We start from the raw sequence: 15,732 nt of genomic DNA, 5'->3' as shown, positions 1-15,732 counted from the left end.
AAAGCGTTCCTAAAAGGAACGCTTCAGATTGTTGACAAAGGGCTAAAATGATTTTGATTTTAGCCCTTTGTCTTCTTTTCAGCGTGATAGAAAACCTTTGCAGTCTAGGAAGGACGGCTACCTTTGCGGAGCAAATTTGACATTCGTGAGCACCGAAGCGCAGACCTGACAACGAATGCGAGGGTTTGTCTACACGCTGAAGCGTTCCTAAAAGGAACGCTTTTTTATATTGATGCATATTTCACAATGGCTGCTTGACGCGTCATATCGTGATATGCCACCCATAATTCATCACCAGGCAAGACACTGGTGATTGGATCGATTGGCTGTTTCACTTCATACATCATGCCATTTCTCTCAACTTGAATGATTGCTAACGGCAGATTGCCGATGACGCCAGCAAATTCGACATTGGTCACTTTTGCACTTCCTTGTTTCTCTTGCATAAGGCTCATTTCTCTATCCAGCTCTTCTTTCTTTGTCTGGATCGTGATTTGAGTGCCCACTGCGACCTGCATATGATCAGGGATAAACTGGCTGACCGTTTTGGTAATGGACTGATCTCCGTTTGACACTGTCACATCCAGCTGAATAGGCTTTTGTTCATGGATGGCAATTGGATATTGCTTCACACGTTGGATGGTTCCAGTTAACGTTATATCTTTCCCCGATCGATTCCGAACTTCATAGCCATAGGCAGCCATTTTCAGCTGGCCATTGATGTCGACGAGATCGGCTTTTTCTCCTGTTCTAAATTCAAAACCAGCGGCTTGAATCATCGGAATGATATACGTTTTCTGATCTAATTCAAATGTGAGTGATAAGACGGTGCCCCGTCCTACGGTTCCATATGATTCTATATTTCTTAAAACAGCGCCTTTGATGAACTTTGGCTCACTTGGCTGCGAGACGTCACCCTCTTTTAAAAGCATTGCCTTTTGCTTCTTCGGATCATAGTGAATGGCAATAGGCTGGCCTGGCTGTGGTATCTGGGTGTAGGATACAACCGTTTTAACCGTCTTTTCTATACTTTGCCCCTCATATTCAAATTGAAGCCGCATGCTGACAACTGGCTGTTCGTTGATATAGGTGCCCGTTTCTTTCACGGACACAATATAGGCTTGTAATGTGACACTGTCCTTTATCTTGTTTCTTCTCACCAGTCTCAAAATCGGCGGCAGGAAGATCGCTAGCACAAATAATAACAGTGGGATCAAGATCCATATCGCCCAGTTGAGAATGAGCGGTCCGCCCTTCATTACATATTGCATAAAGGTATCAACAGACGTTTGGTGGGCTGGACTGGCGTTTTCAATTGAGATGACCTTTTGCAAAGGAAATTCCTTTAGCTCTTTGCTTTTCGTCTCAAATGCACCCGTTAATTGATTGTCAAATGAATAATAGAGCCAATCGCTCTTCACATTTTTATTGAAAGAGAGCCCTTCTCTTTGTAAAGATTCATATGAAAGCGACTGCAAAAGCTTGCTGGCAGACGTCGCCTTATTCGTGCGATGGTTATAAATATAACCAGTCAGTTTGCCTTTTGCTTCGTCCTTTGCTGTAGAGCCTGCAATCAACACTTCTTCCTCATTAAGCTGGTACACATACGTTTGGTAAATTGGTTTTGGTGTTGGAACGACTTCTCCAAGTCTTCCTTCTGCATTCACTTTCCTTGCCCTTTTTGGATATTCCGATTCCACGGCGACAGCAAAGTTTTGTGATGATCCGATCGTTTTTTGCAGCCTCTGCTCAACTGTATCTTCCACAAGGCTGAACGGTTCAGCGTTTTTGGAGACATAAACCCCAAGCTGATGCTTCTCGTTTGAGATTCCGCTGACATACGCCTTCTGGTCATTTTTCAAAGTTACTTCAAATATAGGAATTGGCGTCTGTCCTCTAAAGGAATTCATGACAACATCCATGGAGACGGGTCTTGCTGGCAGCTTTAGCTCGTTCAGATTATGCATATGAAACTGACCGTTCTTTAGCTCACCGATGACTGCAGCGGCACCGTCCATTTCTCCTGTAAATACAAGTCGTCCATTCCATTGGTATGTATTCGTTTTTAAAAATGAGGGAATCTGCAGGTTATTTTGAACGAGCTCTTTCTTTTCTCCGCTTGGTGTTAATTTCTCAATCAACAGCTGCCCGTCTTTATTCTTTAAAGCAAGCAAGAGATTGTTTCCTTGAATGGATGGCAGCATTTCATTAAACGAATCACTTTCTGTGGTCCATTCACTCATTCTTTTCCCTGATTGAGGATCAACCATTGCAAAATGGAGCTGCTGGTCTTTTGATACAGCACTCACCACTCGTTTGCCTTCATCAAATGTGAACATTCCTTTGACGTTATTCTCTGTTACTTTCCCATCTGACAAATCATCTTGATAATGATTCCACACCAAGACACTGAGAATGATTGCTGGAATAAAGAAGACAATATATCTGAGGAAGAAGACTGGTATTCTTTTCACTTGATCGCTTCCTTTCATGAGGTTCCTTTAACTTATACGTCAGTACAGCGAAAATGTTTCACGCTAGAAGAATACCATCAAAGCCTTTGAAATCCATATTTTACAAACTTTGTTGTTTACGATAAAATCCAATCAGATTCAAAAAAGGAGTTCTCTCATTGGATAAGCTATCATCAATCATTCTAGCGGCGTGGCTGCGTGTCCCTCGCTGGCTCAAGCAATGGGTACTCGTATCCATTTCCATTTTCTTTTTTTATATGTGTTTTGTAAAGGGGCTGACTAGCTGGCACACCTTGCCGCCTAGCACTTTGCTCTCATGTGTGATTGGTTCTTTCATCATTTGGCTGATGTGGCTTAAGGGTCAAAAAAATAAGTGAAAAGAGGAAAAAGATGAAAAAATTAATTCTATATTTTGCGATCTCTTTTGTTCTGCAATTCGTTTGGTTTGGTCTTGTGCACCCAAATAGAGGCGTGACACTGCTGGATATGTTCATGTTTTCTATTTTGTTTGCAGTGATGTTCTTTTTTATTGAACGGATTTGGCGGTATCAGAAGAAAGGACAAAGGAAATGATCATGAAGCCCGCTTTATTCACTCTGATCATCTGTGCATTCATTGGTCTGCTACTAGGGTCGAACCCTTTTGGAGCGGACGCGATGCGATTGGTTTCTATCTCCATCTTCCCTTTTCTTGGGCTCATTGGTTTTGGGGTCCTCTTGTTTAACCAAATGAAAAAGGCTGCCAAATAGATGGCAGCCTGTTACTTACTCTTTTCATGCAAATAAATAATCAATGTTTAATCTCCGTTACGGAGTGTATGAATTAAGATTCGATCATATCAGTGTGTCATATGTGTTCCGAGTGAACCTACGTTTGAAAGTAAACGCCATGGAAGTTCTGGATAACAAGACAACGAAAGCCCTACCTCTCATTCGTCCTTACGGCTCCGAAGCCGTGCCAGTGTGAATTGTAAATCAAAACGTCTTTTTTCCATTCTTCCGCTTATATAGGGGGGCGGGTGCAGAAGGAAAAGAATAAGTTTGTTCGCTTTGACAGCGTCTCGTTCTTATCAAGTAGAAGCTCTATTGCTTCTCATTGTGTCATAGAAAAAAGAAAGTTTACTTTCTTTATTTATTTGCTTATTTCAACACTTAATATCAAACTATAACACATTCCCCCTGATTACGCAAGTGTTAAAGTGATAATTCTGCTGGTGTACGGCTTCCTTCATTCATATAACGAATGGAGGTTGGATCAATTTTCAGAATCACTAGATTCGGGTCATCTTTTCCTTTAAACCATTTCTCCATCTCATCAGACCAAAGGCGGTCGATCAGTTCCGGATCATCGGTTAATGTTGCGGTACCTGCAATTTCTGCATAAGTATCACCAAATCCTTCGCCTGAATATCCAATGAGAATATGAACATTTGGATTTTTTTCAATTTCATCTGCTTTATGTGTTTCTTTACTCGTTGGTGTATATAACGTCAGATCTTCATGGAAAAACGTCATGTAGCGAGTATGCGGCTTATCCTGTTCAACAGTCGCCAATGTTCCGACCTTTTGTTCATCTAATAGGTTTAATACCTTCTGTTTTAATTCTTCTTGAGACATATCATTTCACTCCTTCAAAATTTCATCCGTATTCTTAGGTTTCCACGACGGCCCATTCATTAAACAAAGAAATGTGTTTTTCATAAAAAGAGACCTTCTGGCTGATGCTATAGAAAACAGGTTCAATGAAGGGAGAAGTTGAACATGCATCATGAAACGATGTTCCATTTGAGTTCACTTGTCATTGCGGCAGTTGTTGTGGGCATTATCGTATGGTCTGTCACATCTGTGCAGAAGAATCGCAAGAAATACTAAAAACACCGCCCAATCAAAGCTGGGCGGTGCCGCGTAGATCATGTATTCATAAAGGAACCGCCATTGACGTGAAGTGTCTGTCCTGTCATATAAGACGATTCGTCAGAAGCCAGCAGCACAAAGCAGCCGACATGCTCTACAGGCTGTCCTGGTCTTCCCATCGGGGTTTCTGCCCCGAAGCTTTCCACACTGTCTTCATCAAATGTAGATGGAATGAGCGGTGTCCAAATTGGACCTGGCGCTACACCGTTTACCCGAATCCCATCTTTCACAAGTGATTGTGCCATAGAACGCGTAAAGCCGTTAATGGCTCCTTTTGTCGCCGTATAATCAATCAGCACTGGGTTACCTCGATATGGGTTAATTGATGTTGTGTTAATAATGGAGCTTCCCGGTTTTAAATAATCCAGTGCCTTTTTCGTAAAATAGAAATAGGAATAGAAGTTTGTTCTAAAGGTTTGGTGAAGCTGTTCACTTGAAATATCTTGAATACGTTCTTGCGGATGCTGTTCAGCCGCATTATTTACTAAAATATCTAATTGTCCAAAGGCTTCAACTGTTTTTTCTACTGCTTTCTCGCAAAAGGCTTCGTCACCGACATCTCCTGCAATCGTTAAGCATTTGACGCCTTCCTGTTCTACACGTTTTTGCGTATCTTCTGCATCCTCATGTTCATTTAAATACACAATGGCGACATGTGCTCCTTCTTTTGCATAGGCAACAGATACTGCCCGTCCGATTCCACTATCTCCGCCTGTAATCAGTGCCACTTTTCCTTTTAGCTTGCCAGAACCTTGATATGATTCATCCTCAAAGATCGGCGCTGGATTCATTTCTCTTTCACTGCCTGGCTGCTGATCCTGCGTTTGGCGCGGAATGCCATTTGTTAAATATTCACGTAAATCCATGTGTAAGCTCCTCCTTGATTTGTTGATGTATCCTTTCATTACCACCTCATTTTTCCACTCAAACATCATGAAGCTGTACAGATGTGTTCCCGAAAATCAACATGTTTGAATAGGAGAAAAATCGGTTACATGATCATCAAAAAGGAGCGTTCTCACATGCTGTCTACCATTTCAAAAACTTTTAGCAGACCAAAAGGCTGGCTCGGAAGCATCGCTGGATTCATTATGGCAAATGAAAATAAATCATTGAATCAGTGGGCCATCCGCCACTTAGATCTGACAGATGGTGAAAACATTTTGGAGATTGGCTATGGACCCGGTTACAGCATCAAACATATGCTCAAGCATTATCAAGATCTTCACATTGATGGGCTGGATGCTTCTTCAACCATGCAGGAGCAAGCACAGTCCCGCGTCAGCAAACGAGCAAAAGACAAACAGGTCCGATTGTATGTCGGAAAAATCGAGAAAACACGCCTTCCCGGAGAGCAGTATGACAAAGTGCTGTCTGTTAACAATTTTACAATTTGGGATGATCCAAAGACGGGCTTACTCAATCTTTACCACACCTTGAAACCAGGCGGAACACTCGTTATTGTCATGCAGCCAAGAGAAAAAGGAGCTGACGCCAACCGGACAAAAGAGATGGGTGAAAGCATATTAAATGACATGCAGTTTGCAGGGTTTGACCCATTTTCTATTGAGTATGAAGAAATTCGTCCTACCCTTGCTGTCTGTGTCACAGCAAAAAAGCCGAGAAGCGACTAAGCTCTCGGCCTTTTTCTTACCACTTTGCCTCTTTGACAAATTGATAGAAAAGCTGATGTAATTTCTGTTCAATGTGTTCCTTTGTCCCTTGTCCATAAAGCGCCATGCTTTCTTCACTTTCAATGATGGATGAACTGATCAGACTAAACATTTCTGACCCTTCCTTGCCAAGCTCTTGCGGCGCCAGCATTATGAGCATTCGTGACATCTGTTGCTGCCCGCCATCCATGCTTTTAACCTCGTATGCTTGATCAAGATCATAAATATGAAAGATTGGTTCCTTGATGAATGCATGCTTTAAATGATAAAGAGCAAATTCAGTACCAGGTATGCCTAAGCCGCCTTGCTGTTCACGTTCCAAAAGGCCGCTCGCCACATCATCTGCATGTATGATAAGCCCTTCCTCTTCAAGCTGACGAAGCAGCTGACTGATGGTTTCATCATGCTTCGGCATCGTCTTTCTTTTTTCAATGGTAAAACGGGACAGGATGCTGCGAATCACAAACATATAATTCGTCACCTGCTCTGCAACCGTCATCATATTAACGGTTTCTTGCACTAATTCTTTGGGAGATTCTTTTGTTCTTTTTTTCTCGATGATATAAGGAATCTTCCGTTTAATATGAGCCTTCACACGCATGGCATCATCCTCGTTTAGGAGGGGGCTGACCATAATGTAATCGATATGCTCATATGGTATCGGAACGGTCGAAACAATCATGTCATAGCTCGATGCATCGATTTCCTTTAGCTCCATCAAAGAGGATAGATCGAATTTGGCGATCTCCGGCAATTCTTTTTTCAACCGGGAGGCGAGCATTTTTGAGGAACCGATTCCGCTTGAGCAAACAACCAGCGCATGAATTTTTATTTCTTCTTTTTTGATTTCAAGCACTGAACCAAAGTGAAGCACAAGAAAGGCGATTTCATCCTCTGGAAATTCAATCTCAGGAAAGAAGCGATCGACTCCTTCTTCAATCGCCATAAACAGCAAAAAGTAGTCTTTTTTAATTTGTTGTGTGAGCGGATTATAGATTCTCATCTTTTCCTTTAGACGGTTCATGGCAGGTTCGAGATGAGATACGAGTCCCTCATACAATGAATCATTTTCATTGAGATGATAGCCGGTTTTATTTGAAATAAAATCAATGAGCTTTTTCGTTCTCAGCGCGATATCCAGCTCGATTTCATCAATACGGTATTCTGCCCCAAAGCTGCGATTTGCACTGCGAAGGTGGATGGTCATATATCCGACCTCCGCTTCAGGGATCTCCACATTAAACATGCGTTCAAGCGCTCTTGCCATTCGGAGTGATGATTCAAACTCCTTCGTCCGCTTTAATTCCAGCAGCTCTTCCTCTTCCATTCGAATGGTTTCCCCAAGCTGAATACGTTCGATGGCATAGGTCAAGTGAACAACAAGTGCAATATAGGCACTATCAGATAAGGAGAGTGACAGCCGATCCTTCAAATGAAAGAGCAGTCTTTCTACCTTAAGCAGCTGTCCTCTGCTGACAACGCCAAACACCTTTTCCGTCGCTTTCGTTCGATGTTTGATATTCATTTCAATCGTTTCTAAAAACAATTGAATGTCGAGCCGGTCGACAATGAGATTGCCGACAATTTTCCGTTTTGCTTCCTCCGGCCCTTTTAATTCAATGCCGTACCCGCGCTTGCGGATAAGCTGCAAACCGTATGGAGCAATCCACTCCGTCAGTTCATCTAAATCATAGCTAATCGTCGCATTTGTTACCTGCAAGTCAGCTGCGAGGGTGTATAATTTCACCGGTTCCTTCGCTTCAAGCAGCGCACATAGGATTAAGAGCTTTCGTTCGTCCGAGCTGTATTCAATTTGATCCTCACTTGACATATGAGCAAGAAGCCGCTGTTTATCCTCCTGTTCGCCAACTGCCTTTAAGCCTTTTCCCGGCTGTTTATCTAATGAAAGATGATAATCTTTCAAAATTGGTTTAATAGATTTTAGTTCTCTATGGATCGTTCTTGTACTCACCTGAACAGAATCGGCTATCTCACGAATGGTGACATAACGATTTTGCTGAATGATGTATTTAATGACTTTCTGTTCTCGTGCCGTTATGTACATGAAATGCCTCCTTCTGTATAAATAGGTCTATTATCACACCTTAATATAAAACGCTTTCAACGAGCGATGCAATCTTAAGTTGATCTGAATTTGGCACAGCGGCTGTGACAAAATATAAACAAGGGATCATTAGACACTCCTCCAAAATGACGGTCCATAATCCTTTTGATGAAATTGAACCTTTTGTTCATGGAAAGGCAGTGAACCCCCAGCTTTTAAAGAATAAGTCGGATTGTACACTGGAGAGCCAAAGCAATAATCGATTGTGCCTTCTTCCGGACGGAACATGACGGTTCGCATCGTTCCAAACAGCTCTTCATAATTGTGCACAGTTAGACCATCAGGATATTCTGTCTGAAACAGCTTCACAAGAGAATCATTTGATCGTTGTTCTTTTAAAGCCTCCATTAACATATCGTATCTGACAATAGAATGATGTTTGGTCATCCCTTTTGCTGTTTGATCAGCTACCGGATGATTCGTTGCGGCAATATAACCTGTCTCCGGTCTTCTCACCCTTTTTTGACCATCGATGATTTCAATCACAGCCGCCTCTCCTTTTCGATCCGCAAGCATGATATGAACATTTGAGGCAACGGGCATTTCCTGGATTGAGCGAATGGCTTCCTCGACCGTTTGACAGGATTCCAGAACAGAGCGAATCACATGATACACCTGCAAACCGGCGACTGCTGGAGGCTTTAAACCGGGTTCATTGCCAACCGGCGGACCGCAAGCGGAGAAAGTCACAGCAAGACCATGCTCATTCATTCCATCAGATCTGCCAAACAACAGCAGCGACGAACCTGTATGACATGCCGATTCTTTTACATGTGTCGTCACAAGACGCATATCATCAAAAATCGGGGAGAAATCATAGTTACGAAGCATGACCGTTTGTTGACCGGCTGCCATATTCCCCTGCCTCACACAATGGGAACAGCCTGGCTGAAGATGCGATGAATAGAAAAAGGGCAAATAACGCTCATCTAATTGCATTTCATCACAAAACCCAGCAATCTCTTCATCTAATTGAGGAAGAAAAGGACGGATCAGCTGCTTCGTTTCCTTCACAGCCTGTTGTGTTACCGGTTCTGTTCGAATATATTGTGTCTGCAGCAGCGGGTTCTCCTTCAGCCAGAGAGCCTGCTGTTTTCCTACTTCATAAGCCGTTCCTGTCATCTTTTGAAAAAACGCATTGATCTCCTCCATGCCTGCACACCTCTTTCGCCTTCGTTTCTTTTATCATATCGAAACCGTCATTTATTGAAAAGGATGAAAAAAACTGCAATCCCACCGGATTACAGCTGTTTACAATATTGTTGATACAATGCTTCTGCCATTGCATCATACCCCTTAGGATTCGGGTGAAATTGATCAATCGATAAGTAAGCTCTTTCATGTCCTTCAAACGCGCGATACACATCCACAACTTCTACATGCGGATTCGCAGCAAGCAAACGAAGTTGTTGATTATATTGCTGAAGCCACCGCCCGGCTATTGGTATTTGTGGAAAAGGATTATATAAATTCATGAGATATACGTAATAGGGCTCATGCTGCCCTCTTTTGATCTGAGCAATTTCTTGAATCATCTTGCTGAAATTCGCCTGGCAATGCATGACCGCTTGCAGCAATTTCTTTTCATCTTCACCTTCTTCATACTGCTGAACAGCTTGAACAAGGTCATTCCCACAGCCTGTGATGGTGATGATGTCAGCAGCTGCAATGGCACGTCTCACCTCAGACCGTTTGAAGAGCTGTAAAATCTGATCGGTCGTTAACCCTGACTTTGCAAATACAGACAGCTCGACCGGTGCATGCGTCTTTTTTTCAAGCAGCCATCGAAACCGCTGAGTAAATCCTCCGCCAAATAAACGTGCCCCCACCCCAACTGTTAAGGAATCTCCAATCGCAACATAGGATCGTCCCACTCTTATCCCTCACTCTCTCCTGCCTTCTCTTATATATACGAATTTGGAGAACAGATGCTTGTAGCAGATGACTTAGGGGCATCCATCTTTTTTTGAGCTGGAGCGCCTTTACAAACTCTTTACTTGCGGTATTGAACGATTTTTTGTTCAATAAGAGTAGGTTTTTTGCGCTGAAATCTGCGTGTTTATGCGTTCCAGAAAAATTTACAAACTTTTTATCTTGATTTCGAGACTTTATATCTTGACTTCAAACTACAATGTGATTACAATGAAAATATCAGTTTTTATGTAACTGTGCTTGTTACATCTTTTTCATAGCATTCCAATATGATTAAAGATGCCACATATTCAGCGTACCTTTGGGATACGCTAAAAAAATAACCGAAACAGAAAGGATTGAATGAACATGGCAAAAGTTTTATACATCACTGCACATCCGCATGATGAAACAGTTTCTTACAGTATGGCTACTGCTAAGGCATTTATCGAATCTTATAAGGAAGCAAACCCAAGTGACGAGGTTGTACATATCGATTTGTACAAAGAAAACATTCCTCACATTGATGCAGATGTATTTGCTGGCTGGGGCAAACTTCAATCTGGTGCTGGCTTCGATACACTTTCAGCTGAAGAGCAAGCAAAAGTTGCTCGCCTAAACGAATTAAGTGATCAATTCGTTTCTGCTGACAAATATGTATTTGTTTCACCACTTTGGAACTTCTCATTCCCACCAGTTCTTAAAGCATACATCGACTCTGTTGCTGTAGCTGGTAAAACATTCAAATACACTGAGCAAGGTCCTGTTGGTTTATTAACAGACAAAAAAGCTCTTCACATCCAAGCACGTGGTGGATACTACACTGAAGGTCCTGCTGCTGAACTTGAAGCAGGTCACCGTTACCTTGGTACAATTGCGAACTTCTTCGGAATTCCTTCTTTCGAAGGTCTTATCGTTGAAGGTCACAATGCTGAGCCTGCGAAAGCAGAGCAAATTAAAGCAGATGCAATCGAACGTGCAAAAGCTTTAGGAAAAACTTTCTAATAACTGCACGCAAAAAAGCCAATGATCTTGACGGTCATTGGCTTTTTATTTGTTCGGACGAAAAGCCTAATTCTCTCGAAATATCACTGGCGGCTTTTTTCACCTGTTGAATTAAGTAAGGCAGGCGTTCTTTTTGATAGCCCGCTTCAAATCCTGCAATGCTAATACCTGCTGCCACTTCCCCCAGATGATTGAAAATAGGAGCTCCAATCGCTGCTGTATAGTTTTCAAGCTCAGAATAGCTTAGCGTATATCCCCGCACATTTGATTCTTCGAGCATGTTTCTTAGAACCTCTTTATCTGTAATAGTCCCAATTCCGATCTTCCCCAGCTCAATTGAGTCAATATAGGCAAGTCTTTCACTCTCTGGCAAAAAGGAAAGAATACTTCTCGCACAGGCACCCGCATATAGGGGGGAACGTCTACCGACGGCGGTGTAGAGACGAACAGGCTGCGTACCTTCTATCTTTTCCACGTAAATGGCTTCGTCACCCTCGCGAACAATGAGCTGTACAGCTTCTCCCACTTCATCCCGTAAGCTTTCCATAAATGGTCTCGCAATCCTCCGAATATCAAGGCGGTCCGCCACAAGCTGACCGTATTCAAGGAACATTAAGCCTAATCGATAAGCACCTGTTTCTTGCTTTTCTAACAGTCCCATATCGGCTAATGAGCTCGCCATGCGATGGACAGATGTTTTCGGCATACCAGATAGCTCGATCATTTCATTTAATGTTAATTGATCGTGAGCGATAAACAGCCGCAAAATCTCCATTGATTTCACAACCGTTTTATTTGTGTTTTGCATCTTCTTCACCTTTTCTAAACGAGAATGCTTCCAGCTTGATTCTTGCGGTAAGCTCCCTCAGTTCTGCTTCTTGTTTAAATAACGCCTGCTCTGCATCCCGATGATCTATTTGTTCAAAATACAGCTTTGCTCCAGGCATCGCCTGTGCAATAAGCGGCAAATCTACAGTCGCTACTTCTCCAATACGCGGGTATCCGCCTGTCGTTTGCCGATCTGCCAGCAGAATAATCGGCTGGCCATCGGGTGGGATTTGAATAGATCCAAAGGCGACCGCTTCTGAGATCAATTCCAGCTTTTCTTTTAAATGAACCGGCTCCCCCTTCAGCCGGCAGCCCATACGATCTGATTGAGGTGTGACCTGATAAGGCTGCTCAAAAAATGCGGTTTGAGATGTTTCTTGAAAATGAGAAAAATGCCTCCCTGCCAGCACACGAATCACTGGCGATTTCCGCAGCGGCAAAAAATAATCGTGACTCACTGTCCAATCTGGTGCGCCGTATCCCGCCTGATTCACTTTATTTTTTAGCCTATCAAACAAACGATCCGCTACGATAGACGGCTCTCCAATGGGCAGAACGTCGCCTTTTTCAAGAGGACGCCCATTCAGTCCACCGATCCCTGCTCTTACATAGGTGCTTTTGCTCTGCATAACTGGCTCTACATCAAATCCACCTGCCACAGCAAGATAAACGCGGCAGCCTCTCTTACAAAGACCAAAGGTGATCGTGCTTCCTGATCGGACAAAGAGCGGCTTCCATAAAGGTGCCCGCTCTCCGTCAATATCAATCTCTACATCAGCACCAGTGACTGCAATGAGCTGATCCTTCTCACATGTGAGCACAGGACCCGGCCCCATCAACGTGACTTCCAGTACGGCTTCGTTTTCTTGGTTGCCAGTGAGAATGTTGGCGATTCTAAGTGAAAGCGGGTCCATGCCGCCGCTCGTTAAGACGCCATACTTTTGATAGCCTTGCCGCCCTTTATCTTGAATGGTTGTGTACATCCCTGGCTTGATGACATGAATACTCAACGTTCTGCCTCCTTCATGCTGAAAAATTCCTTTTCAGACATTTGGACAAATCTGACCTCGTCCCCTGCTTTCAATAGACTCGGAATTTCCTCGTCTGGGCGAAAAAGCGGCAGCGGGGTTTGTCCAATGAGCTGCCAGCCCCCGGGTGTGGAAATTGGATAAACGCCTGTCTGCTTTCCTGCAATACCAACAGAGCCTTTTGGAATGGACATCCTTGGTGTTTCTCTGCGTGGTGCCGCGATCTTTTCAGACAGCCCGCCTAAAAACGGAAACCCGGGGGCAAATCCAATCATATAGACAAGATACGTCCCGGCAGTGTGAATACGTACGACTTCCTCTGGCGTTAAACCATTGATACGAGCAACCTCTTCTAAATCAGGGCCCAGCGCTCCTCCGTAACAGACTGGAATGTCCACAATGCGGCGCTTTACCTGAACTCCCTCCTGCCATTTGTCTTCAAGAAGTTGTTCAATATAGCCTTTGACCCATTCGTACGGAGACAGATCTTGTGTTTGAAGCTGGGCCGATTGATGAACGGTATAAGGCTCGTAAAAAACAGTCACGTTTGTAAAGGCTTGAACCGCTTCTACATAACCTTCAAATGGGTGCTGTTCAATACATGTAAACAGCTGCTCAACACGTGCATGAATCTCTTCATGTATGTCAGCTCCAGCTTGGATGACGATCGCTGCATCTCCCAGCGGGTGGTAGGTGATGGAATCTTTTATTGTTGAAAAAGCCACTTGAGGACACCTCTCTTTCTACAGTACACCGAGCTTTTGATCTCTTCGATCTGTGATGAACATATGCCCAGGTGCATGAGTGATCGCAATGTCGGGTTTTGTATGCATGACAATGGCTTGCGGCGTCACACCACATGCCCAAAACACCGGGTCTTCTCCTTCTTTGATCACAGATGGTTCTCCAAAGTCAGGCTGGTTCACATCGGAAATACCAATCACCGCTGGGTCCCCTATATGGATCGGGCCGCCATGGACTGATGGAAATCGAGATGTCACTTGAACACTTCTTGTGACCTGATGCGCCGGAATGGGTCTCATGCTGACCACCATTGGGCCATGAAAGACTCCTGCTTTTTCACAAGCTATATTCGTTTGATACATGGGTACGTTATGACCGTCTTCAATATGGCGGACAGGGATGTCATTCAGCATAAGCGCGTGCTCAAACGTAAAACTGCATCCAATGAGAAAGGCAACCATATCATCCTCCCAATAAGCAGAGATATCTGTAACCTCTTCTTCAAGAATCCCTTTTCGGTAAATACGGTACTTAGGAAAGTCCGTACGAATATCCGCTTGAGGCGCCGACCGTCTTGGCACTGGATCACCCGGGTCCAGTACATCAAGCAAGGGACATGCAGCCGGATTCCGCTGACAAAATAAAAGAAAATCAAAGGCAAGTTCCTTTTTGACAATCATTAAATTGGCTTGAGCAAACCCCTCAGCAAAGCCAGCCGTTGGTCCTGTGATCTTTTTTTCGCGAATCAATTCTCTAATTTGTGAAGGTTCATATGTTTGGTAAGTATTCATCTGAATCAGCTCCATAGTTTCGGGATTTCATTGATGATGGTATAACCGCCCATTATCGCCATGATGACCACAACAAATGCACCTGACACCGTCAAAAAGAAAGGATGGCGATAATTTCCGACAATGTCTTTCTTATAAGCCGCAACAAGTAATGTGCCAAGAGCGAGCGGCAAAATCAATGCATTGATCGCTCCAACTAATATCAAGATGTTCACAGGTCTTCCGATCGTGATAAAACAAAGGGTTGAAAGAGCAATAAAACCAATGATAATGCCACGCTGGTTTTGCTCAATTTTTGGCGAGAAGGTTTTGAAGAAAGAAACAGATGTGTATGCTGCTCCAATGACGGATGTAATCGCCGCAGCCCACATAATAATCCCGAACATTTTATATCCGATATTTCCTGAAGCTAATTGAAAAACAGAGGCAGGCGGGTTGGATGGATCTATCTGCAAGCCTTTTGAAACAACTCCTAATGTGGCAAGAAAGAGTGCTACACGCATGACAGAAGTAATTAAGACACCGAAAATAGAGCTTTTCGTCACTTGCGGCAGTGCTTCCTTCCCCTTAATACCTGCATCCAGCAAGCGATGCCCACCAGCAAAGACGATATAGCCGCCTACTGTTCCGCCCACAAGTGTCACAATGGATAAAATATCAATCTTCTCTGGGACAAATGTTCTCACCGCCGCTTCTCCAATTGGCGGCGCTGTTGAAATCGCCACATACAGCATCAGGCCAATCATCACAAAGCCTGCTGCCTGTGTGAAACGGTCCATCGCTTTCCCAGCCTCTTTAATTACAAAGATGAGAATGGCAATCACAGCACTGATCCCTGCGCCAATTCGCGGATCGACACCGAAGATCACTTGAAAACCAAGACCAGCCCCAGCGATATTTCCGATGTTAAAGGCAAGTCCCCCAATGACAATCAAAAAGGCGAGCACATACCCGAGACCCGGGAGCACCATATTTGCAATATCCTGACCTCGTTTTTCTGACACGGCAATGATGCGCCATACATTTGTTTGTGCAAAAATATCTAATAAAATTGAGATCAAAATGACAAATCCAAAGCTAGCCGCAAGTTGCTGTGTGAAGACGGTCGTTTGTGTTAAAAATCCCGGTCCAATCGCGGACGTCGCCATTAAAAAGGCAGCGCCCATCAGCATAGACCGATTCCCCTTTGGTGCCTTCACGTGTTTGACTTTCTCTGTTTTCATGCTGTTTCCCCCTTTGA

Annotated in this window: 15 protein-coding genes; 4 read left to right on the top strand and 11 right to left on the bottom strand. The window is 43.6% G+C overall.

What is annotated here, in order from left to right:
• Positions 1-224: 224 nt before the first annotated feature.
• Positions 225-2,474: a hypothetical protein gene (locus AC20OE_RS16240; RefSeq protein WP_487269013.1), complete on the bottom strand. Its 2,250-nt coding sequence runs from the start codon at positions 2,472-2,474 to the stop codon at positions 225-227.
• A 158-nt stretch (positions 2,475-2,632) separates the two neighbouring features.
• On the opposite strand from AC20OE_RS16240, the gene AC20OE_RS16235 reads away from it, so the two are divergent.
• Complete coding sequence (locus tag AC20OE_RS16235; RefSeq protein WP_058837353.1) at positions 2,633-2,851, top strand: hypothetical protein; 219 nt, start codon at positions 2,633-2,635, stop codon at positions 2,849-2,851.
• Positions 2,852-2,864: 13 nt separating this feature from the next.
• Positions 2,865-3,047 carry a hypothetical protein gene (locus AC20OE_RS16230; RefSeq protein WP_041089145.1) on the top strand — a complete coding sequence of 61 codons (183 nt, stop codon included), beginning with the start codon at positions 2,865-2,867 and terminating at the stop codon, positions 3,045-3,047.
• A gap of 620 nt (positions 3,048-3,667) precedes the next feature.
• On the opposite strand, the gene AC20OE_RS16225 is transcribed toward AC20OE_RS16230, so the two are convergent.
• Together AC20OE_RS16225 and AC20OE_RS16220 are read right to left on the bottom strand one after the other, a co-directional pair.
• A complete protein-coding gene (locus AC20OE_RS16225) occupies positions 3,668-4,090 on the bottom strand; it encodes a pyridoxamine 5'-phosphate oxidase family protein (protein ID WP_039176603.1) in 423 nt (140 codons plus the stop codon).
• Positions 4,091-4,383: 293 nt separating this feature from the next.
• Complete coding sequence (locus tag AC20OE_RS16220; RefSeq protein WP_024425561.1) at positions 4,384-5,253, bottom strand: SDR family oxidoreductase; 870 nt, start codon at positions 5,251-5,253, stop codon at positions 4,384-4,386.
• Between the two features lie 129 nt (positions 5,254-5,382).
• Here AC20OE_RS16220 and AC20OE_RS16215 point away from each other — a divergent pair, with 129 nt between their 5' ends.
• Positions 5,383-6,021 carry a class I SAM-dependent methyltransferase gene (locus tag AC20OE_RS16215; protein WP_228280297.1) on the top strand — a complete coding sequence of 213 codons (639 nt, stop codon included), beginning with the start codon at positions 5,383-5,385 and terminating at the stop codon, positions 6,019-6,021.
• Between the two features lie 16 nt (positions 6,022-6,037).
• On the opposite strand, the gene AC20OE_RS16210 is transcribed toward AC20OE_RS16215, so the two are convergent.
• The 3 genes from AC20OE_RS16210 to AC20OE_RS16200 all read right to left on the bottom strand — a co-directional run bounded on the left by AC20OE_RS16210 (position 6,038) and on the right by AC20OE_RS16200 (position 10,059).
• Complete coding sequence (locus AC20OE_RS16210) at positions 6,038-8,125, bottom strand: BglG family transcription antiterminator (protein ID WP_064498690.1); 2,088 nt, start codon at positions 8,123-8,125, stop codon at positions 6,038-6,040.
• A 129-nt stretch (positions 8,126-8,254) separates the two neighbouring features.
• A complete protein-coding gene (locus AC20OE_RS16205; RefSeq protein ID WP_064498689.1) occupies positions 8,255-9,337 on the bottom strand; it encodes a C45 family autoproteolytic acyltransferase/hydrolase in 1,083 nt (360 codons plus the stop codon).
• A gap of 89 nt (positions 9,338-9,426) precedes the next feature.
• A complete protein-coding gene (locus AC20OE_RS16200) occupies positions 9,427-10,059 on the bottom strand; it encodes a GDSL-type esterase/lipase family protein (RefSeq protein WP_144491731.1) in 633 nt (210 codons plus the stop codon).
• A 406-nt stretch (positions 10,060-10,465) separates the two neighbouring features.
• Here AC20OE_RS16200 and AC20OE_RS16195 point away from each other — a divergent pair, with 406 nt between their 5' ends.
• On the top strand, positions 10,466-11,101 hold the full coding sequence (locus tag AC20OE_RS16195) for an FMN-dependent NADH-azoreductase (protein ID WP_024720223.1): 636 nt from the start codon (positions 10,466-10,468) through the stop codon (positions 11,099-11,101).
• Positions 11,102-11,135: 34 nt separating this feature from the next.
• Here the strand turns inward: AC20OE_RS16195 and AC20OE_RS16190 are convergent, their stop codons facing one another.
• The 5 genes from AC20OE_RS16190 to AC20OE_RS16170 are packed head-to-tail and all read right to left on the bottom strand — an operon-like array spanning position 11,136 to position 15,715.
• Positions 11,136-11,909: an IclR family transcriptional regulator gene (locus AC20OE_RS16190; protein ID WP_487269012.1), complete on the bottom strand. Its 774-nt coding sequence runs from the start codon at positions 11,907-11,909 to the stop codon at positions 11,136-11,138.
• Positions 11,893-12,939 carry a 5-oxoprolinase subunit C family protein gene (locus AC20OE_RS16185; protein WP_487269011.1) on the bottom strand — a complete coding sequence of 349 codons (1,047 nt, stop codon included), beginning with the start codon at positions 12,937-12,939 and terminating at the stop codon, positions 11,893-11,895. The genes AC20OE_RS16190 and AC20OE_RS16185 overlap by 17 nt, the downstream gene beginning before the upstream one ends.
• Positions 12,936-13,682, bottom strand: a complete 747-nt coding sequence (gene pxpB / locus AC20OE_RS16180) for a 5-oxoprolinase subunit PxpB (RefSeq protein WP_487269010.1) — start codon at positions 13,680-13,682, stop codon at positions 12,936-12,938. The genes AC20OE_RS16185 and pxpB overlap by 4 nt, the downstream gene beginning before the upstream one ends.
• A gap of 18 nt (positions 13,683-13,700) precedes the next feature.
• Entirely contained in the window at positions 13,701-14,492 is a 792-nt protein-coding gene (locus tag AC20OE_RS16175; RefSeq protein WP_487269009.1) for a putative hydro-lyase, read from the bottom strand.
• Between the two features lie 5 nt (positions 14,493-14,497).
• Complete coding sequence (locus AC20OE_RS16170; protein WP_058837340.1) at positions 14,498-15,715, bottom strand: NRAMP family divalent metal transporter; 1,218 nt, start codon at positions 15,713-15,715, stop codon at positions 14,498-14,500.
• Positions 15,716-15,732 lie beyond the last annotated feature (17 nt).

It is taken from the genome of Bacillus sp. SRI_025 (genome assembly GCF_057592095.1).
This window is presented reverse-complemented; position numbering and strand designations above follow the sequence as displayed.

Coding starts and splice junctions, on each gene's coding strand:
- AC20OE_RS16230 (WP_041089145.1), top strand. CDS start 2,865: ATGAAAAAATTAATTCTATATTTTGCGATCTCTTTTGTTCTGCAATTC.
- AC20OE_RS16225 (WP_039176603.1), bottom strand. CDS start 4,090: ATGTCTCAAGAAGAATTAAAACAGAAGGTATTAAACCTATTAGATGAA.
- AC20OE_RS16220 (WP_024425561.1), bottom strand. CDS start 5,253: ATGGATTTACGTGAATATTTAACAAATGGCATTCCGCGCCAAACGCAG.
- AC20OE_RS16215 (WP_228280297.1), top strand. CDS start 5,383: ATGATCATCAAAAAGGAGCGTTCTCACATGCTGTCTACCATTTCAAAA.
- AC20OE_RS16210 (WP_064498690.1), bottom strand. CDS start 8,125: ATGTACATAACGGCACGAGAACAGAAAGTCATTAAATACATCATTCAG.
- AC20OE_RS16205 (WP_064498689.1), bottom strand. CDS start 9,337: ATGGAGGAGATCAATGCGTTTTTTCAAAAGATGACAGGAACGGCTTAT.
- AC20OE_RS16195 (WP_024720223.1), top strand. CDS start 10,466: ATGGCAAAAGTTTTATACATCACTGCACATCCGCATGATGAAACAGTT.
- AC20OE_RS16190 (WP_487269012.1), bottom strand. CDS start 11,909: ATGCAAAACACAAATAAAACGGTTGTGAAATCAATGGAGATTTTGCGG.
- AC20OE_RS16175 (WP_487269009.1), bottom strand. CDS start 14,492: ATGAATACTTACCAAACATATGAACCTTCACAAATTAGAGAATTGATT.
- AC20OE_RS16170 (WP_058837340.1), bottom strand. CDS start 15,715: ATGAAAACAGAGAAAGTCAAACACGTGAAGGCACCAAAGGGGAATCGG.